The organism is Micromonospora sp. NPDC051924, from assembly GCF_055586005.1.
On sequence record NZ_JBVJJA010000006.1, the window covers coordinates 111,922 to 129,960 of the forward strand.

19 protein-coding genes are annotated in these 18,039 nt (G+C 73.4%); 14 read left to right on the forward strand and 5 right to left on the reverse strand.

Annotated features, from left to right (window positions below; genetic code table 11):
- Nucleotides 1-43 precede the first annotated feature (43 nt).
- Nucleotides 44-3,616 carry a S8 family serine peptidase gene (locus tag ACZ6S5_RS06690; RefSeq protein ID WP_465998453.1) on the reverse strand — a complete coding sequence of 1,191 codons (3,573 nt, stop codon included), beginning with the start codon at nt 3,614-3,616 and terminating at the stop codon, nt 44-46.
- 203 nt (nt 3,617-3,819) lie between these two features.
- Here ACZ6S5_RS06690 and ACZ6S5_RS06695 point away from each other — a divergent pair, with 203 nt between their 5' ends.
- Nucleotides 3,820-4,899 carry an amidohydrolase family protein gene (locus ACZ6S5_RS06695; RefSeq protein WP_465998455.1) on the forward strand — a complete coding sequence of 360 codons (1,080 nt, stop codon included), beginning with the start codon at nt 3,820-3,822 and terminating at the stop codon, nt 4,897-4,899.
- Nucleotides 4,900-5,029: 130 nt separating this feature from the next.
- Here the strand turns inward: ACZ6S5_RS06695 and ACZ6S5_RS06700 are convergent, their stop codons facing one another.
- Nucleotides 5,030-5,677, reverse strand: a complete 648-nt coding sequence (locus tag ACZ6S5_RS06700; protein ID WP_465998457.1) for a TetR/AcrR family transcriptional regulator — start codon at nt 5,675-5,677, stop codon at nt 5,030-5,032.
- A gap of 91 nt (nt 5,678-5,768) precedes the next feature.
- Here ACZ6S5_RS06700 and proS point away from each other — a divergent pair, with 91 nt between their 5' ends.
- The 12 genes from proS (at nt 5,769) to ACZ6S5_RS06760 (ending at nt 14,081) form a co-directional block, all read left to right on the forward strand.
- Nucleotides 5,769-7,175, forward strand: a complete 1,407-nt coding sequence (proS, locus tag ACZ6S5_RS06705) for a proline--tRNA ligase (protein ID WP_465998459.1) — start codon at nt 5,769-5,771, stop codon at nt 7,173-7,175.
- A 49-nt stretch (nt 7,176-7,224) separates the two neighbouring features.
- Nucleotides 7,225-7,845, forward strand: a complete 621-nt coding sequence (locus ACZ6S5_RS06710) for a ribonuclease FAU-1 family protein (RefSeq protein WP_465998461.1) — start codon at nt 7,225-7,227, stop codon at nt 7,843-7,845.
- 238 nt (nt 7,846-8,083) lie between these two features.
- Complete coding sequence (rpsP, locus tag ACZ6S5_RS06715; RefSeq protein ID WP_465998463.1) at nt 8,084-8,542, forward strand: 30S ribosomal protein S16; 459 nt, start codon at nt 8,084-8,086, stop codon at nt 8,540-8,542.
- Nucleotides 8,517-8,777, forward strand: coding sequence for an RNA-binding protein (locus ACZ6S5_RS06720; RefSeq protein WP_172836435.1), 261 nt, complete (start codon nt 8,517-8,519; stop codon nt 8,775-8,777). The genes rpsP and ACZ6S5_RS06720 overlap by 26 nt, the downstream gene beginning before the upstream one ends.
- Nucleotides 8,777-9,316: a ribosome maturation factor RimM gene (rimM, locus tag ACZ6S5_RS06725; protein ID WP_465998465.1), complete on the forward strand. Its 540-nt coding sequence runs from the start codon at nt 8,777-8,779 to the stop codon at nt 9,314-9,316. Before ACZ6S5_RS06720 ends, rimM begins: the two co-directional genes overlap by 1 nt.
- A gap of 15 nt (nt 9,317-9,331) precedes the next feature.
- The gene (gene trmD, locus ACZ6S5_RS06730; RefSeq protein ID WP_465998467.1) at nt 9,332-10,120 is read left to right on the forward strand and encodes a tRNA (guanosine(37)-N1)-methyltransferase TrmD; all 789 of its coding nucleotides are present in this window, start codon (nt 9,332-9,334) and stop codon (nt 10,118-10,120) included.
- 144 nt (nt 10,121-10,264) lie between these two features.
- Nucleotides 10,265-10,624, forward strand: coding sequence for a 50S ribosomal protein L19 (rplS, locus tag ACZ6S5_RS06735; RefSeq protein WP_107077631.1), 360 nt, complete (start codon nt 10,265-10,267; stop codon nt 10,622-10,624).
- A 169-nt stretch (nt 10,625-10,793) separates the two neighbouring features.
- Nucleotides 10,794-11,675 (forward strand): signal peptidase I, encoded by an 882-nt coding sequence (gene lepB / locus ACZ6S5_RS06740; protein ID WP_465998469.1) that lies wholly within the window; start codon nt 10,794-10,796, stop codon nt 11,673-11,675.
- A complete protein-coding gene (gene lepB / locus ACZ6S5_RS06745; protein WP_465998471.1) occupies nt 11,672-12,304 on the forward strand; it encodes a signal peptidase I in 633 nt (210 codons plus the stop codon). The genes lepB (ACZ6S5_RS06740) and lepB (ACZ6S5_RS06745) overlap by 4 nt, the downstream gene beginning before the upstream one ends.
- 48 nt (nt 12,305-12,352) lie before the next feature.
- The gene (locus tag ACZ6S5_RS06750; protein ID WP_465998473.1) at nt 12,353-12,844 is read left to right on the forward strand and encodes an NUDIX hydrolase; all 492 of its coding nucleotides are present in this window, start codon (nt 12,353-12,355) and stop codon (nt 12,842-12,844) included.
- The gene (locus ACZ6S5_RS06755) at nt 12,838-13,761 is read left to right on the forward strand and encodes a ribonuclease HII (protein ID WP_465998475.1); all 924 of its coding nucleotides are present in this window, start codon (nt 12,838-12,840) and stop codon (nt 13,759-13,761) included. Before ACZ6S5_RS06750 ends, ACZ6S5_RS06755 begins: the two co-directional genes overlap by 7 nt.
- Nucleotides 13,758-14,081, forward strand: coding sequence for a DUF2469 domain-containing protein (locus ACZ6S5_RS06760; protein ID WP_007075222.1), 324 nt, complete (start codon nt 13,758-13,760; stop codon nt 14,079-14,081). Before ACZ6S5_RS06755 ends, ACZ6S5_RS06760 begins: the two co-directional genes overlap by 4 nt.
- 49 nt (nt 14,082-14,130) lie before the next feature.
- On the opposite strand, the gene ACZ6S5_RS06765 is transcribed toward ACZ6S5_RS06760, so the two are convergent.
- Nucleotides 14,131-15,237 (reverse strand): sulfite oxidase, encoded by a 1,107-nt coding sequence (locus tag ACZ6S5_RS06765; protein WP_465998477.1) that lies wholly within the window; start codon nt 15,235-15,237, stop codon nt 14,131-14,133.
- 28 nt (nt 15,238-15,265) lie between these two features.
- Nucleotides 15,266-15,916, reverse strand: a complete 651-nt coding sequence (locus tag ACZ6S5_RS06770) for a methyltransferase domain-containing protein (protein WP_465998479.1) — start codon at nt 15,914-15,916, stop codon at nt 15,266-15,268.
- Between the two features lie 76 nt (nt 15,917-15,992).
- Between ACZ6S5_RS06770 and ACZ6S5_RS06775 the strand changes: the two genes are divergently transcribed.
- Nucleotides 15,993-16,751 carry a murein hydrolase activator EnvC family protein gene (locus ACZ6S5_RS06775; protein WP_465998481.1) on the forward strand — a complete coding sequence of 253 codons (759 nt, stop codon included), beginning with the start codon at nt 15,993-15,995 and terminating at the stop codon, nt 16,749-16,751.
- Here ACZ6S5_RS06775 and ACZ6S5_RS06780 read toward each other — a convergent pair.
- The gene (locus tag ACZ6S5_RS06780) at nt 16,685-17,866 is read right to left on the reverse strand and encodes an aminotransferase class V-fold PLP-dependent enzyme (protein ID WP_465998483.1); all 1,182 of its coding nucleotides are present in this window, start codon (nt 17,864-17,866) and stop codon (nt 16,685-16,687) included. The two genes, ACZ6S5_RS06775 and ACZ6S5_RS06780, sit on opposite strands and share 67 nt — an antisense overlap.
- Nucleotides 17,867-18,039 lie beyond the last annotated feature (173 nt).

Sequence of the window (18,039 nt, forward strand, 5' to 3'; positions counted from 1 at the left end):
GGGCCCGGCCGGATCGGCCGGGCCCCGTCGCGTGTTCAGGCGGTCAGGAGACCACGTCCGGCCGGTCGGTCACCCGCACCGCGCTGAGGATCGGCTTGCCGAACCCGGTGTGCGTGACGAACCGGATGTTGAGCTGCCCGTCGGTCACCCGCACCGGGTACGAGCGGCTCACCGCGGCGAAGCTGCCCGCCTCGGCGGCCACGTCCAGCGAGGGCAGCACCTCCTGCCCCTCGATCAGCACGTCGAAGACCCGCTTGTCCGGGGCCTGCCTGCGCACCTCGGCGAAGTCCAGCTCCACCGTGTACGTGCCGTCGACCAGCCCGTCGACCCGGTACTCGTACATGCCCTCGCGCAGGTCGGCGAAGCGGGCCGGGTCATTCGTACCGGTGATCGGGGTGGTGGTGGACTGCCGGCTGGAGGTGCCCAGCCAGCCCGCGCCGCCCGCGGCCCAGGCCCGGTCCGGTGACCAGCTCTGGCCCTCGACGTCGGCGTGCGCCTGGGTGCCGCCGGCGTCGACCGCCAGCACGTAGCTCGGTACCACCACGGTCACCGGGACGGTGAGCACCGGCCGGCGCCCGCTGGCCGAGGCGATCTGCACCTTCGCCTGGTGCCAGCTGCCCGGCGCCAGCCCGGTGGTGTCGACCGTGACGCCCACGGTGTGCCGGGCGCCCGCCGCGACGGTCGCGGTGGTGCCGGTCAGCGTGAGCCAGCCGATGTCGGCGGGGGAGCCGTCCGCCGCCAGCTCGGTGACCGTGACGTCGGTGCCGAGCGTGCCGGTGTTGGTGAGCCCGAGCTGCCGGGCCCGGGTCTGCGCCGCCGGGGCGACCACCGTCAGGTCCGCCACGGCCGTGGTGATCCGGGCGGTCCGTAGGGCCAGCGACCGGCTCGCCACGCTGCCGGCGGGCAGGTCGAGGGTGGCCGTGCCGGTCTCGTAGTACGGCTTCGCCACGGTCAGTGCCACCGCGCCGGCCGGGGCCTGGACCAGGTACGACCCGTCGGTGTCGGTGGCGTCGGAGACGCTCGCGTCGCCGGCCCGGGCGGTCACCGTGGCCCCGGCCACCGGCAGCCCGTCGTTGGCGTCGGTGACCACGCCCGACACCGTCGCGCTCCGGGTGGGCCGGAACGCGATCGCGGTGCCACTGGCCACCGCCGAGGCGTTGTACGAGTACTCGAAGCCGACCGTGCCGGTGGCGTTCTCCAGCCCGATGGTGGCGGCGTCGCCGGTCTCCACCCCGGTGCCGTCCACGTCGGCGTACCGGTAGGTGACCGTGCCGTCCTCGCCGATCGCCGCGCTGAACGTCACCCGGGCCGACCGGTTGGCGAAGAACGAGACGTTGCGCCACTCGACCACGAACGTGCGGTTCGGCTTGGCTCCGGTGACCGCCGTCCAGACACCGGAGTCGGCCTCCACGTACAGGTCGTCCCAGAGCGGGAAGAGCGCCAGGTTCGGCTCGGCGGAGTTCGGCAGGGCGGTGTTGGCCCGCGCCGAGGAGGCGGTGCCGAAGCCGAGTGCCCCGTTGGTGCTGACCCACGCCTCCCGGTACGACTTCCCGTACAGCGGCACCCGGAACGGCAGGCTGACCGGGAGGGTCTTGTCGTCGCCGGTGAGCGCCAGCAGGTCGGTGCCCTTGACGAAGGAGCCGCCGGCCGCCCCGCAGGCATACCCGAAGCCGTCCACCCGGTCCGGCAACGCGACGTCCAGCGTGACGTCACCGGCCAGCGTGGTGTTCCGGGTGACCGGGTCGGCGCAGCGGTAGCTGTGCGCGAACCGCACCTCGTACGAGCCGTGCGGCACGGTCAGCGAGTAGTGGCCGGCCGCGTCGGCGACGGCGCTCAGCGGGGTGCCCGTCACCGTCACGGTCGCCCCGGCGGCCGGGCCGGCCGAGGTGGTCACCGTGCCGCTGAGCGTGCCGGACGGCGCCTGGGTGACCTCGACGTCCCGGGTCAGGGTCTCGTTCTCGGTGATCGTCACCGGGGCGGTGGCGGTCAGGTAACCGAACTTGCTGACCGTGAGCGTGTAGTCGCCGACCATCAGCCGGTCGAAGGCGTACGAGCCGTCCGCGCCGGTGACGCCGGTGCGGCTCATCGGGCCGGTCACCGCCACGGTCGCCCCGGCCAGCCCCGCGCCGGCCGAGAGCACCCGGCCGCCGAGCGCGCCGAGCGCCCCGCGCGGGCTGGCCGTCACCGCCGCGTACGCGTCGAGCCGGCCCTCGCCGAAGACGTTGTTGTCGTCGGCGGTGCCACCGCAGCTGGTGTTCGCCACGTCGATCGCGGTGTCGTCGAGGATGGTGCGGGTGGCCGCGACGTCCCCCTGGATGGCGGGCGAGGCCGACCACATCAGCGCGACGGTGGCCGCGGTGTGCGGGGAGGCCATCGAGGTGCCGCTGAACGTGTCGTACCCGCCGGGGATGGAGGACCGGACGTTGACGCCCGGGGCCGCGATGTTCGGCTTGATGTCGCCGTTCTCGCCCGCGCCCCGGCTCGAGAAGCTGGCGATCGCGTTGTTGACGTCGAACGCGCCGGAGGCGTAGCTGATCGAGTACGAGCCGGGGCTGCCGGCGGTGTTGCACCCGGGCCCGTTGTTGCCGTTGGAGAACGCCGGGAAGATGCCGGCGGCGACCCAGGCCGACACGGTCGCCGTGTACCAGGGGTCGTACGCGTTGGAGCCCCAGGAGTTGTTCACGATGTCCGGGGCCAGGTCGGGCCGGGGGTTGGCCCCGGTCAGGTCGGTCGGCGCGACCACCCACTGGCCGGCGGCGAGCAGCGAGGCACGCGAGCAGGAACTGGTCTCGCAGCCCTTGGCGGCGATCCACTTCGCGCCCGGGGCGACGCCGACGACGTTGGCGCCGTCCAGGCCGACCATGGTGCCCATGGTGTGGGTGCCGTGGTCGTTGTTGTCGCAGGGCGCCGCGCTCGGGCAGATCCCCGCCGGGTCGAACCAGCTGTAATCGTGGACATAGCTGCCGTCGGGCTGCCGGCCCCGGTAGCTGGCCGCGACCGCGGGGTGGGTGTAGTCGACGCCGCTGTCGATGTTGGCCACCACGATGCCCTCGCCCCGCACGCCCAGCTCGTTCCAGACCCGCGGGGCGTTGATCCGGTCGATGTTCCACTCGATCCCGTTCAGCGCCGGCACCTCCGTGCCGGGCTGCGGCTCGGGGATGTCGACCGGATCGTCGGCGAGGATCTGCTCGACCTCGGGGCGTACCGCGATGTCGGCCAGCAGCGCCGCGTCGCCGGTGACCTGGATGGTGTTGGCGAGCCAGAACGGGGTGAAGTCCGCCCGCTCGGCCCGCAGCATCGCGCGCAGCCCGGCCTGGCTCCGCTCGGCCTGCTCGGTCTTGGCCTTGAGTACGAAGGCGGCCTTGTCCCGCTTGCGGTGCAGCCGGTTGGCGCCGCTGAGGTCGGCCTGGCTGTCGAGGAAGACCCAGAAGGTGCTCTTGCCGTCCTTGGCGATCCGGTCCCGGACCTTCCGCTCGGCCTTGCCGGCGACCGCGGCGGCCCGGGCCGCCGCCGGGTCGGGTTCGGCGCCGGCGGTCGCGGGTCCGGCGGCGCCGATCGGGAGGGCGAGGCCGACCGCGAGGCCGAGCACCGCCGTACGCCATCGTCGTGGGGTCACTGTCACGCTCCTTCGGTGAGGCGACGTGCGAGCTGCCCGTCGTGCGGGCCTGCCGGAATCCTGCGTCCGGCGATTACTTTCATCAAGACATTTCTAAATAAATAAATGTGTCAATCTTTCTTGAGGTGAAGGGTTGAGCACTCTGTGTGGTTTCAGGTAAGGGGCCCGCGCGGCGTCCCCGGCCATCCGGTAGGACTGTGCACATGGCTCTGCATGTGCGCGGTGTGCTCCTGCCGGACGACGAGGTCCGGGACATCTGGCTGGTCGGCGATCGGGTCACCTTCGAACCGGTGCCCGGCGCGGAGACCGTCGCCGACGGCGGCTTCGTGCTGCCCGGCCTGACCGACGCCCACTGCCACCTCGGCATCGCCCGGGGCGGGGCCCCGATCACTTCGCTCGACCAGGCCCGCGAGCTGGCCCGGACCGACCGGGACGCCGGCGTGCTCGCCATCCGCGACGCCGGCTCGCCGTACCCGTACCCCGAACTCGACGACGACCCGGAGCTGCCGCGCCTGGCCCGCGCCGGCCGGCACGTCGCCCCGCCCAAGCGCTACCTGCGCGACATCGGGGTGGAGGTCGGCGCGGCCGAGGTGGCCGCCACGGTCGCCGCGCAGGCCGCGGCCGGCAACGGCTGGGTCAAGCTGGTCGGCGACTGGATCGACCGGGGCGTGGGCGACCTGGCGCCGTCCTGGGACGCCGACACCATGACGGCCGCCGTCACGGCCGCGCACGCCGCCGGGGTACGCGCCGCGGTACACACCTTCAGCGAGGCGGGCGTGGAGATCATGGTGCGCGCCGGGGTGGACTCGGTCGAGCACGGCACCGGTCTCAGCCTCGACCTGATCGACCTGATGGCCCGGCAGGGCACCGCCCTGGTGCCCACGATGATCAACATCCAGACCTTCGGCGGCATCGCCGACCAGGCGCGCGCCAGGTTCCCCGGATACGCCGACCACATGCTGACCCTGCGCGACCGCTTCCCCGAGGTGGTCCGGGCGGCGTACGAGGCCGGGGTGCCGATCTACGTCGGCACCGACGCCGGCGGGGGCATCGACCACGGGCTGGCCGCCGAGGAGATGCTGCTGCTGCACGAGCGGGCCGGCATGTCCACCGAGGACGTGCTCGCCGCAGCCTCCTGGCGGGCCCGGGAGTGGCTCGGCTTTCCCGGCCTGGTCGAGGGCGGCCTCGCCGACCTCGTCGTCTACCCCGAGGACCCCCGCCGCGACCTGCGCGTGGTCCGCACCCCGTCCCGCATCGTCCTCCGCGGCCGCGTCCTCCGCTGACCCCGCCCCGCGCCCCCGCCTCCCCGGGCGCTCCGCGCCCTTCGGAGGCCGCTGATGCACGGAAAGAGTGCCTTCGTCGCCCTGGATGGCCACTCTTTCCCTGAATCAGGGCGGACCCTGGGCGGGTGGGTCAGACGGGGGGTGGGGTGGCGGCGGTGTGGAAGAGGTGTACGGCGAGGTCGGCGAGTTGGTCGGCGGTGTCGTCGACGGGGGCCTGGGGGAGCACGATGTGGCTCACCACCAGGCGGACGATGGTGTCCGCGGCGAAGGCCAGGGCCGCCGGGTCGGCCGCGGGCAGCTGCCGGTTCGCCCATTCCAGCAGCGCGGCCGTGGACTCGGCCAGCACCAGCCCGGCCCGGGTGGTCAGGTAGGGCAGCAGTTCGTCCGAGCCGCCCCGGGCGCTGGTCAGGATCGCCTTGATCAGCGGGTTGTCCGCCGCCGAGGCCAGGGTGTGCCGGATCGCCGCGTACGCCCCGGCGCGGACGTCGGCGCCGTGCGCGTCGAGCGCCGCGCGGACCTCCCCGACGAACCGGTCCACCTCGCGCCGGGCGAGCGCCTCGGCCAGGCCGGCCTTGCTGCCGAACTCGTTGTAGACGGTCTGCCGGCTGACCCCGGCCGCGGTCGCCACCCCGCCCATCCGTACGCCGTCCCAGCCGGACGCCACGGTCTGCGCGCGGGCCGCGTCCACGATCGCGTCCCGCAGCCGCTTCGACGACTCCGGCTCGGCGGGTCTCACGCCGCGCGGGGATCCGGACCCCTCGGCCGAAAGCTCACCCATGGTGGTCGAAGTCTACGGTCGCCGGTACGACACGGCCCGGGTCGCCGCCCGAGCGCAGCGCGGGCGTGGACGGCGCATAGGATGTGCGGTCATGGCACGCGTGCTCACTCCCCGTGCGGAGGACTTCCCCCGCTGGTACCAGGACCTGATCGCCAAGGCGAAGCTGGCCGACAACGGCCCGGTGCGGGGCACCATGGTCATCCGACCGGCCGGCTACGCCATCTGGGAGCGGATGCAGGCCGAGATGGACGCCCGGATCAAGGCGGCCGGCGCGGAGAACGCGTACTTCCCGCTCTTCATCCCGGAGAGCTACCTCAAGCGCGAGGCCGAGCACGTCGAGGGCTTCTCGCCGGAGCTGGCCGTGGTCACCCACGGCGGTGGCAAGCAGCTCGCCGAGCCGGTGGTGGTCCGCCCCACCAGCGAGACGGTGATCGGCGAGTTCATGGCCAAGTGGATCGACTCGTACCGGGACCTGCCGCTGCTGCTCAACCAGTGGGCGAACGTGGTCCGCTGGGAGCTGCGTCCCCGGATCTTCCTGCGTACCAGCGAGTTCCTCTGGCAGGAGGGGCACACCGCGCACGCCACCCGCGAGGACGCCCGCGCCTACGCCCGCCGCATCCTGCACGAGGCGTACGAGGACCTGATGGTCAACGTGCTCGGCATCCCGGTGGTGGTCGGCCTGAAGACCGCCCGGGAGCGCTTCGCCGGGGCCACCGCCACGTATACCTGCGAAGGCATGATGGGCGACGGCAAGGCGCTGCAGATGGGCACCAGCCACGAGCTGGGCCAGAACTTCGCCAAGGCGTTCGACATCAGCTTCTCCTCGGCCGAGGGCGGCCGGGAGCACGCCTGGACCACCTCCTGGGGCACCTCGACCCGGATGCTCGGCGGTCTGATCATGTGCCACGGCGACGACAACGGCCTGCGGGTGCCGCCGAAGCTGGCGCCGGTCCAGGCGTACGTGATGATCGTCAAGGACGGCGAGGGGGTCGGCGAGGCGGCGGCCAAGCTGCGCGACGCGCTGCGCGACGCCGGGGTCCGGGTCGCGCTGGACGACCGGACCGACACCGCCTTCGGCCGCCGTGCGGTCGACGCCGAGCTGCGCGGCTACCCGGTCCGCGTCGAGGTCGGCCCCCGTGACCTGGCCGCCGGCAACGCGGTCGTGGTCCGGCGTACGGACGGCTCCAAGGCCCCGACCCCGGTGGCCGACGTGGTCGGCGCGGTCCTCGCCGCGCTGGAGGCGGACCAGCAGGCGCTGCACGACCAGGCGCTCGCCCACCGCGAGTCCCGCACCACCGAGGTCTCGAACCTGGCCGAGGCGATCGAGGCGACGGCCACCGGCTGGGCCCGGGTGCCGTGGTCGGCGGTCGGCGTGCCGGGCGAGGCGGAGGCGAACGCCCAGGGCGTCACCGTCCGGTGCCTGCTCCGGGCCGACGGCTCGGTGCCCGACTCCGAGGACGAGCCAGACCTCGTCGCCATCCTCGCCCGCGCCTACTGAGGTGCGCCCGGGCGGTTCCGTCGACCGGTTCGCGCCGGGTCGGCTGATCATGCACCGCAACGTGCGGCACGGCCGGATCGGTTGGGTCCGGTCGGCCCGCGTGGTGCACGACGACGACCGGGGGCTGCTGCTCTGGATCGCCCGGGGCGCGCCGGTGGCGAACGAGGTGACCGAGGCGGGGCTGGGCATGCGGGCCATGCCGTTCGCCGAGTGGATCACCTCGTCCTACCGGCTCCTCCGGGGCCGCTGGAACGGGCCGCCGGTGCTGAAGTTCCTGCCCACCGGCGCCGCCCACTCGGTCTGGTGGTTCCGCGACGACCGGGGCCGGTTCAAGAACTGGTACGTCAACCTGGAGGAGCCCGGCGTCCGCTGGGACGACGGCGCGGTGGCCGGGGTCGACATGACGGACCAGGACCTCGACGTGGTGGTCCACCCGGACCTCAGCTGGGAGTGGAAGGACGAGGGGGAGTTCGCCGAGCGCCTCGCCTTCCCGGACCACTACTGGGTGCCCGACGAGGAGGCGGTCCGCGTCGAGGGGGAGCGGGTGATCCGGATCGCCGAGGCCGGGGAGTTCCCCTTCGACGGCACCTGGCGCGACTTCACCCCGCCGGCCAACTGGGACGTACCGGACGAACTGCCGGCCGGCTGGGACCGTCCGCCCGCCCGTTGAGCGTGTCGTCCGTCACCCTGTGCGCGGCCCGGGTGACGTGTCCGGGTCCGGTGTGAGAGATCGGGGTCGAATCTGGCACAATGGGTCGCTGGTATCCGGCGCGCGTCCGGCGCCCTCTAACCCGGGCGCGTCGCCAGTCCACCGAGCAGTCTCCGGCCCAACCCCACTGTGCCGGTCGGCGCTCACCCGCACACCGCCCGTACCGGGCCGGTGAGATCGCAACAGGAGCGAAACAACTGTGGCCGTAAAGATCCGGCTCCTGCGGATGGGCAAGATCCGCAACCCGCAGTACCGCATCGTCGTCGCCGACTCGCGCACCAAGCGTGACGGTCGCGCGATCGAGTTCGTCGGTGTGTACCAGCCGAAGGAGGACCCTTCGGTGATCGAGGTCAAGTCGGAGCGGGTGCAGTACTGGCTGTCCGTCGGCGCCCAGCCGAGCGAGGCCGTGCAGCGTCTGCTGGAGCTGACCGGTGACTGGCAGAAGTTCAAGGGCCTGCCGGCCCCGGCGCCGCTGAAGGTCGCCGCGGAGCGGGCCGACCGCAAGGCGGCCTACGAGGCCGAGGCGAAGGCCGCCGCCGGCCTGGCGGAGACCCCGGCCAAGCCGGCCAAGAAGGCCGCCAAGGCCGAGGCCCCGGCCGCCGAGGCCCCGGCGCAGGCCGAGGAGCAGACCGGTGCCGAGTCCGGCGAGCAGGCCTGACATGGCGCTGCGTCCCGCCCTGGAGCACCTGGTCAAGGGCATCGTCGACCACCCGGACGACGTCCGGGTGCGGCTGGTCGATTCCCGTCGGGGCAAGCGGCTCGAGGTCCGCGTGCACCCGGAGGACCTCGGCACGGTGATCGGGCGGTCCGGTCGGACCGCCAAGGCGCTGCGCCAGGTGATCGGCTCCATCGGTGGGCGCGGGGTGCGCGTCGACATCGTCGACTCGTACTGATGCTTCTCATCGTCGGCCGGATCGGCAAGCCGCACGGCGTCCGCGGTGAGGTCACCGTGGAGGTGCGGACCGATGAACCCGAAGCACGGTTCGCCCCGGGCATGGTGTTGCACACCGAGCCCGGGGCGGTCCCGTCCGAGCCCGGTGCCTGGCGTGTGCCGGACAAGCTGACCATCGAGTCGGCCCGCTGGCATCAGGGGCGGCTGCTGGTCGTCTTCGAGGGCGTGCTGGACCGCGACGTGGCCGAGGCGCTGCGCAACACCCTGGTCGGCGTGGACAGCGCCGACGTCGCCCCGCCGGAGGACCCGGAGGAGTGGAATGACCACCAGTTGGTCGGCCTCGCCGTGGTCACCCCGACCGGCGAGCACCTGGGCGAGGTGGCCCGGATCGATCACGCGCCCGCGTCGGACCTGCTGGTGCTGCGCCGCCCCGAGGGGCGGACCGCGCTGATCCCGTTCGTGAAGGCGATCGTGCTCGACGTCGACGTCGCGGGCGGGTGCGTGGTGGTGGAGCTGCCCAGCGGGCTGCTCGACCTCTGACTGGAGCAGCCCCTGATGCGCGTCGACATCGTGTCGATCTTCCCCGAGTACTTCGCCCCGCTGGACCTGTCGCTGATCGGCAAGGCCCGGACCAACGGCACGCTGCGGCTGGCCGTGCACGATCTGCGGACCTGGACCCACGACGTGCACCGCACCGTCGACGACACGCCCTACGGCGGCGGTCCCGGCATGGTGATGCGGCCCGAGCCGTGGGGTGAGGCGCTGGACGCGCTGGCCCCCGACGAGCTCAGCCCGGACGGGCACACCCTGCCCCGGCTGCTCGTCCCGTCGCCCGCCGGCGTCCCGTTCACCCAGGCCATGGCCCACGAGCTGGCCGCCGAATCACACCTGCTCTTCGCGTGCGGCCGGTACGAGGGCATCGACCAGCGGGTGCTCGACCACGCCGCGACCCGGACGCGGGTGACCGAGGTCTCCCTCGGCGACTACGTGCTCTTCGGCGGCGAGGTGGCGGTGCTGGTGATCCTGGAGGCGGTCACCCGACTGCTGCCCGGGGTGCTCGGCAACGCCGGCTCGCTGGACGAGGAGTCGCACGCCCACGGGCTGCTGGAGGCGCCGATGTACACCAAGCCGGCGAGCTGGCGCGGGCACGAGGTGCCGGAGGTGCTCCGCTCCGGCGACCACGGCAGGATCGCCCGCTGGCGGCGCGACGAGTCGCTGCTGCGTACGGCGGCCCGCCGGCCCGACCTGATCGCCGCGCTGCCCTCGGAGAGCCTGGACAAGCGCGACCGGGCGGCGCTGGACCGGGGTCGATTTCAGCCGTCGGCGGGGGATGTGGCAAAGTAGAGGGGTTGCCGCATCCGTCCACGCCGTGGGCGGCTGCGAGGGCCCTCGACCGGGGCCGGTTCCGGCCGGCCACCACCCGGGGGTCAGAATCACCCATCCGCGCATCGACTGACGGTGCGCCGTGAGCCTCACGAGGACGCAGCGATGAACATCCTGGACGCCCTTGACGCCCAGTCGAAGCGGGTCGACCTCCCCGACTTCCGTGCCGGTGACACCGTCAAGGTGCACGCGCGGGTCGTCGAGGGCAACCGGTCCCGGGTCCAGATCTTCCAGGGCGTCGTCATCCGCCGCCAGGGTGACGGCCTGCGCGAGACCTTCTCGGTCCGCAAGGTCAGCTTCGGCGTGGGCGTGGAGCGGACCTACCCGCTCAACAGCCCGGCGCTCGACCGGATCGAGGTCGTGACCCGCGGTGACGTGCGTCGCGCCAAGCTCTACTACCTGCGCGAGCTGCGCGGCAAGAAGGCCAAGATCAAGGAGCTGCGCGAGAAGCAGCCGGCGAGCTGAATTTCCGTTCGCCACGCCGCCTGAACTGCGCGGATGTCGTATCGACCAGATCGCATTACCCTGGTCGATACGGGCGCAGGCGGACGGCGCGAAGCGGTCCACTGCCGCCCGTGGGGTCTCCGAGGGGACTCCCGGGCGGTAGTGTCGTTTCTGCGGACCGGAGAGTGGCATGGTGCAGATGCTTGACGAGGACGGCACCGTCGACCCGTGGCGCCGGCGGGCCCGGCGTACCCGCCGGCAGATGCCGCTCTGGCAGGAGTTGCCGCTGCTGCTGATCGTCGCCTTCTGCCTGGCGGTGCTGATCCGCACCTTCCTGCTCCAGGCCTTCTTCATCCCGTCCGGGTCGATGGAGAACACCCTCCTCATCGGCGACCGGGTGCTGGTCAACAAGGTCGTCTACGACGTCCGCGACCCGGTCCGTGGCGAGGTGGTGGTCTTCCGGGGCACCGACAGGTGGGTCGCCCAGGAGGCGCCGGCGCCGCCGACCAACGTCGCCGGCAAGGTCGCACGCACCTTCGGTGACCTGGTCGGGGTCAGCCGGCCCGGCGAGAAGGACTTCATCAAGCGGGTGATCGGCCTCCCCGGCGACCACGTGTGGTGCTGCGACAAGGGCCGGGTCGTGGTCAACGGCGTGCCGCTGGACGAGCAGGCGTACGTCTCCGACGACTCGCCGGTCGAGCTGCCCCCGAACCCGAAGGAGTGCCGCTCCCGGCAGTTCACCGAGGTGGTCGTACCGCCGGGGCAGATCTTCGTGATGGGCGACCACCGGCTGGTCTCCCAGGACGCCCGCTGCCAGGGCCCGGTGCCGATCGACAACGTGGTCGGCCGGGCCTTCATGATCGTGTGGCCGCAGCAGCGGTGGACGACCCTGCCCGTGCCGGAGACCTTCGCGAGCCTGCCGCAGCCCAACGCGGCGCCGGCCGGGCCGGTGCCGGTCGATTCGGACCCGGTGGGTGGTGTCGTGCTGATCCTCCCGGTGGCGGCCGCGACTTCCGTTCTCGCGCGTTCGGGGCGACCGCGCCACGGTCGGGGACGTAGGCTCCTCCCGTGATCGACGAGCAGACCGAAAAGCCGACTAGCTCCTTCTGGAAGGAGCTGCCCATTCTCCTGGGCGTGGCGATCCTGGTCGCAGTGCTGGTGCGTGCCTTCGTGCTGCAGACCTTCTTCATCCCGTCCCCGTCCATGGAGAACACCCTCAAGATCGACGATCGGGTGCTGGTCAACAAGCTGGTCTACGACTTCCGCTCGCCGCACCGCGGCGAGGTGATCGTCTTCAAGGCGCCCACTGAGTGGAGCGGCAACCCGGAGGGTGAGGACTTCATCAAGCGGGTGATCGGTGTCGGGGGCGACCATGTGGTCTGCTGCGACCGCAGCGGCCCCCAGGAGCGGTTGGTCATCAACGGCAAGCCGATCGACGAGCCGTTCATCTTCCCCGGCAACAAGCCGGCGGACCAGGACTTCGACATCACCGTGCCGAAGGGCCGGCTCTGGGTGATGGGTGACCACCGGGAGGCCTCCGGCGACTCGCTGGAGCACTGGCAGCAGTCCGGCGAGGACATCAACGAGGCCACCATCCCCGAGGACCAGGTGGTCGGCCGGGCCTTCACGATCTTCTGGCCGGTCGACCGGGCGACCTGGCTCACCGTGCCGAAGCAGTTCGACGGGATCCCCAATCCCTGACCCGGGAGGCCGTGGGCGTTCGTCGGACGCGTCTGGCAGTCTTGGGCGGTGACCGTCTACACCCCTCGTCGCGCGGCCCGGGTGCTGCTCGTTGACGCGTCCGACCGGGTGCTCCTCTTCGCCGGCACCGATCCGGGCCGCCCCGGCCACGCCTACTGGTTCACCCCGGGCGGCGGGCTCGACGCCGGGGAGACCCCGGCCGAGGGCGCGGCCCGGGAGCTGGCCGAGGAGACCGGGCTGCGGCTCGCCCCGGCGGAGCTGGGCGCACCGGTCTGGTCCGAGACGGTCGAGTTCCCGTTCGACGGCGTCTGGTACCGCCAGGATCAGGAGTTCTTCCTGGTCCGGGTGGCGTCCTGGGAGGTCGACACGGCGGGGTTCGACGAGGTCGAGCGGGCCAGCGTGCACGGCCACCGCTGGTGGTCGGTCGACGAGCTGACCGCGACCGTCGAGCGGTACTACCCGCCCGACCTGCCGGAGCGGCTCGCCCAGGTCCTCGACGCCGGTCCGGCGACGCCGGGGGACGGCGGTGCCGCGTGCTGACGCCCCCGCGCACGGTGGTGCGCCGCGACGGCGGGCTCTACGCGCTGGAACGGGCCCTGCAACGGCGGGGCTTCCGGCACGTGGCCGGGGCCGACGAGGCCGGCCGGGGTGCCTGCGCCGGCCCGCTCGTGGCCGCCGCGGCGGTGCTGCCCGAGGGGCGGCGCGGCGAGATCGAGGGGCTGGCGGACTCGAAGTTGCTCACCCCGGCCAGCCGGGAGCGGATCTACGACGAGGTGGTGGCCCGGGCCCTGGCGTACGCGGTGGTGGTCATCCCCGCCGACGAGGTCGACGCGCGCGGGCTGCACGTGTGCAACCTGGCCGCGATGCGCCGGGCGCTCGCCTCGCTGACCACCCGCCCGGAGTACGTGCTGACCGACGGCTTCGGCGTGGACGGGCTGGACGTGCCGGGGCTGGCGGTCTGGAAGGGCGACCGGGTGGCCGCCTGCGTGGCGGCGGCCAGCGTGCTGGCCAAGGTCACCCGGGACCGGATCATGGTGGAACTGGACGAGCGGTACCCGGGCTACGGCTTCGCCGAGCACAAGGGCTACATCACCCCGGAGCACACCGCCGCGCTGCGGGCGCTCGGGCCGTGCCAGGAGCACCGCTTCTCGTACGTGAACGTGGCGGCCATCTCCGGTCGGGACGGCGCGCCTCCGCGCTCCCGCCGGCCGGTCATCGGGGGCCCGGCCGGGCCGGACACCGGCGGGCGCGCGCCCGCCGGCGCGGAGGAGCTTCCGCTCGGTCTTCCGGACGGGCTTGCGTCCGGCGGCGCGGACGAGCTTCCGCTCGGCGGCCCGGACGAGCCGATGGAGCGCTCGGGCGCGTCAGGGGGTACCGTCGGCGTGGCGTTGGGCGAGCAGCCGCGACCCCTGGCGCCAGTGGGGGAAGATGTGGTCATGGAAGGCGGAGTGCGATGAGCGCGGAAGATCTCGAGAAGTACGAGACCGAGATGGAGCTGCAGCTCTACCGGGAGTACCGCGACATTGTCCGCCAGTTCTCCTACGTGGTGGAGACCGAGCGCCGGTTCTACCTCGCGAACCAGGTCGACCTGCACGTACGCAACTCGGACGGCGAGGTCTACTTCGAGGTCGAGATGCATGACGCCTGGGTGTGGGACATGTACCGCCCCGCGCGCTTCGTGAAGAACGTCCGGGTCATGACGTTCAAGGACGTCAACGTGGAAGAGCTCGAAAAGCCCGACATCTCCCTTCCCGCAGATTCCGGATTCGGCGGCTGAGCCGATCCCGGCGCCGGGGCGGCTCCGCGCCCCGGCCGCCGGTGGCGGATCACTCCGCCAGCACCACCACCTCGACCCGCTGCACCAGGTTGTTGGCGAATCCGCCTCGGTTCCACGGCTGCTCGACCGGCTGCGTCCGCCCCGAGGCGTCGGTCGCCCGCGCCCCCAGCACGTACCGCCCCGGCGTCGGGTGCCACTCGACGTGCCAGCGCCGCCACGCCCACGCGCCCCCGGTCGGCTCCGCCAGCTCGGCGGGCGCCCAGGTCGTACCGCCGTCGAAGGTCACCTCCACGGCCGTCACCGGCGCGTGACCGGACCAGGCCCGCCCGTCCACCGTGCAGGCCCCGGGCCGCAGCACCCGGGTACGCGACATGAAGTCCGGGAACCCCGGCGGGCGCACGAGTGCCCGCGGCTCGATCCGGGTCACCGGCACGCCCGGGTCGTCGGCGTCCCGCCGCAGCCGGTACGCCACCGCGTTCTGGTAGCCGTCGAACGGCTCGGTGAGCACCCGGATGTTCCGCAGCCACTTCACGTGCGCCATGCCGTACCAGCCGGGCACGATCAGCCGCAGCGGGGCCCCGTGCTGCGGCAGCAGCGGAGCGTCGTTCATCTCGTACGCGAGCAGCACCTCCTCGCGCAGCGCGTCCGCGACCGGCAGCGCCCGCTGGTAGTCCTGTTCGATCCCGCGCTCCACCCCGTGGTCGGCGCCGGTGAAGACCACGTCCACCGCGTCGGCGGACAGCCCCGCGGCGCGCAGCAGCGGCGCCAGCGGAGTACCCGTCCACTCGGCGTTGCCCACCGCCTCCACCAGCCACGGCTGGCTGACCGGGCGGGGGTGCAGCAGCGCCCGCCCGTTGCCGGCGCATTCGAGGGTCACCCGGTGGGTGACCCGGGGCAGCTCCCGGAGCGCCGCCAGGTCCAGGCGTAGCGGCCGTTCCACCGCCCCGTCGACCGTCAGCACGTGGGTGGCCGGGTCGGCGTCCGGGATGTCGTAGTGGATGAGCAGGTAGTGCAGGCCGGCGGGGGTCACGTCGTAGCGCAGGGCCTCCAGCGGGATGCCGTGGTTGCGCGCGGCGAGCTGGAGTTCCTCGGCGCTGATCGCCTCGTCCGGCCCGGCGACCCGGGAGGGCCGGCTGACATCGTCCACCGTGGTCATCGCGTTGGCTCTCCCTCGGATCGTGGGCTCACGGGTGGGTGAGGCGGTCGTAGCCGACGAACTCGAACATGGTCGCGCCGGTCTCCAGCGGGCGGGGCGGGCCGGTGAAGCGGTGCACGCCGACCCCGACCCCGTCAGCGGGGCTGCCCACCGCGACCGGCACGAAGCCCTCCTCGGCGAACCACTCGCAGATGGTGGGCACCAGGTCCGGCTCGCGGCGGTGCCGGGTCCAGAAGACAGTGCCGCCGGTGGCGCAGAGCGCGGCGCAGTGCCGGACGGTGTTCCTGATGTCCGCGTCGACGATGTTGCCGAAGATGCCGCAAGCCAGCACGAGGTCCGCCGGCGCCAGGTCCGCGTACCGGTCGACGCGTGCGGCGTCTCCGACCACCACCTCGACCCGGCTCAGGCCGGCCTCGGCGGCGGCCCGGCGGGCCACCTCGGCGTTGCGCGGGTCCAGCTCGACCAGGCGGGCGGTCACGTCGTCACGCCGGGGGTGGGCGGCGAGCGCCGGGATCAGGTCGTGCCCCTGCCCGGCGCAGAGACTGATCGCCCGCAGCGGACCGGCCGGCGCCTGGTCCAGCGCCTCCCCGATCCGGATCCGCACCTCGGCCACCCGCCGGGACAGGGCCGAGTCCGGCTGGTCGTAGTCGGCATGCCAGGCGTACCAGTCCTTGGTCACGCGGCCAGCATAGGCGGGGCGCATATCAGATCAGCGTCCCGCGCGGCGGCCGTCCACAGTCGGTGCGCCGTCCACAATGGGCGTGCCTGGCGCTGGTCGGGCCGGGTGGACCCGGGGCACCGTGTCGGGCGTGCCGAACCTGCCGCGCCGGGTCGTCCCGGCTCTCGGCGTCCTGCTCCTCGGTCCCGCGGCCGCCGCCGGCCCCGCGTCGGCCGGCGCGTCGCGTCCGGTTGCCGGCCTGTCCGTTGCCGGTCGGGCTGGTGACCGCGCCGCGAGCGGGCCGTCGGGCGCGCCCGCCGTCGGCGGCCCGGTCGGCCGCTTCGGCTGGCCGCTGGCCGGCACGCCCCGGCCGGTGCGCCGCTTCGATCCACCGGCGCAGCCGTGGCTGCCCGGTCACCGCGGCGTCGACCTCGCCGCCACGTCGGGGGTCGCGGTCCGCGCCGCCGGCCCCGGCGTCGTCCTCTTCGCCGGCCCGGTCGCCGGGCGTCCGGTGGTCACCGTCGGCCACGCCGGTGGGCTGCGGACCACCTACGAGCCGGTACGCCCCGGGCTGTCGGCGGGTGCCCGGGTGGCGCTCGGCACGCCGATCGGCACCCTGCTCGCCGGCCATTCCGGCTGCCCGGCGGAGGCGTGCCTGCACTGGGGGCTGCGCCGGGGCGACGAATACCTGGACCCGCTCGCCCTGCTCGGACTCGGCCCGGTCCGGCTGCTCCCGGTCGACCTGGACGCCCGCGACCCGTCCGCCGCGGCACCGGGTGCCGCGCCGGGTCAGCCCTGGGCGAGCAGCGCGGGAAGGCGGACGGCCAGCCGGTCGTACTCGTCCGGGGTGTTGTAGACCTGGCCGCACAGGCGCAACCAGCCCCGGCCGTTCCAGCCGGCCACGGACACCTCGGCGGCGAGCTGTTCGGCGATCCGGGCGCGCAACGCCTGCGCCGCGTCGATCGTGGTGGCGACCCCGGACGGCAGCGGAATCAGCCGCATGGCGGCCGTCGGCCCGCCGGGCTCCGGCAGGTCGGTCGGCGCCACCCCGAGGGCGTCCCCGACCACCCGCTGCCCGTACGCGGCCAGCGCGGCGTTGTGCGCGCGTACCCGGTCCAGGCCGAGGCTGCGCAGGGTGAACAACCCCACCGGTGCGGCCAGCCAGGGGGTGTAGTCCAGCGTGGCCTGCCACTCGACCCGGGTGGGGAAGCCGGTGTCCTGCTCCCAGGAGACCACGAGCGGCTGGATCCGCTCCCGCCACGGCTCGGCCACCACCAGCGCTGCGGTGCCCCGGGGCGCGTACGCCCACTTGTGCAGGTTGCCGACCCAGAAGTCGGCGCCGATCGAGGCGACGGTGATCGGCAGCATGCCCGGGGCGTGCGCGGCGTCGACCAGCACCGGCACCCCCTGCTCCCGGGCCACGCCGACGAGCGCGGCGGCCGGGAAGAGCCGGGCCGTGGGCGAGGTGAGCTGGTCGACGATCAGCAGCTTGGTACGCCCCGGCCGCAGCCCGGCCCGGACGATCTCGACCACCTCCTCGTCGGTGGCGGCCAGCGGCACTGGCAGAGTCCGGGACACGGCCCCGGTCCGCCGGCACTCCCGCGCCACGGAGAAGGCGACCGCGCCGTACCCGTGGTCGGTGGTGAGCACCTCGTCGCCGGGGCGCAGGCCGAGGGACTGGAGCACCACGGCCACGCCCGTCGTGGCGTTGCCCACCAGCGCGGTACCGTCCGGGTCCGCGCCCAGGAAGTTGGCCAGGTGCCGCCGGGTATGGGTGATCCGGTCGACGAGGCCCTGGGTGAAGAAGCGGAGCGGGTTCGACTCCATCTCGTCCCGCAGCCGCTGCTGGGCGCGCTGCACCCCGATCGGGACGGCGCCGAACGATCCGTGGTTGAGGTGGCTGACCGACGGGTCGAGAGAGAAGAGCAGCCGAGCCCCGGGGATCGGCTCGGGCGGCTGCGGGACCGTCATTCGCCGATCGTAGCCCGCCGTGGATCATCAACCAGCGGTTCGTCCGCCCCGCCCACCGGGCGGTGACCGTACGGTGCACGGCGCGGCTCGCGTCCGCACGGTTCCGCCCGGCATGCCCGGCGCCGGCCGCCGGAACGCCCGGGCCCGGCTCACGTCCGCGCAGGTCCCGCCGG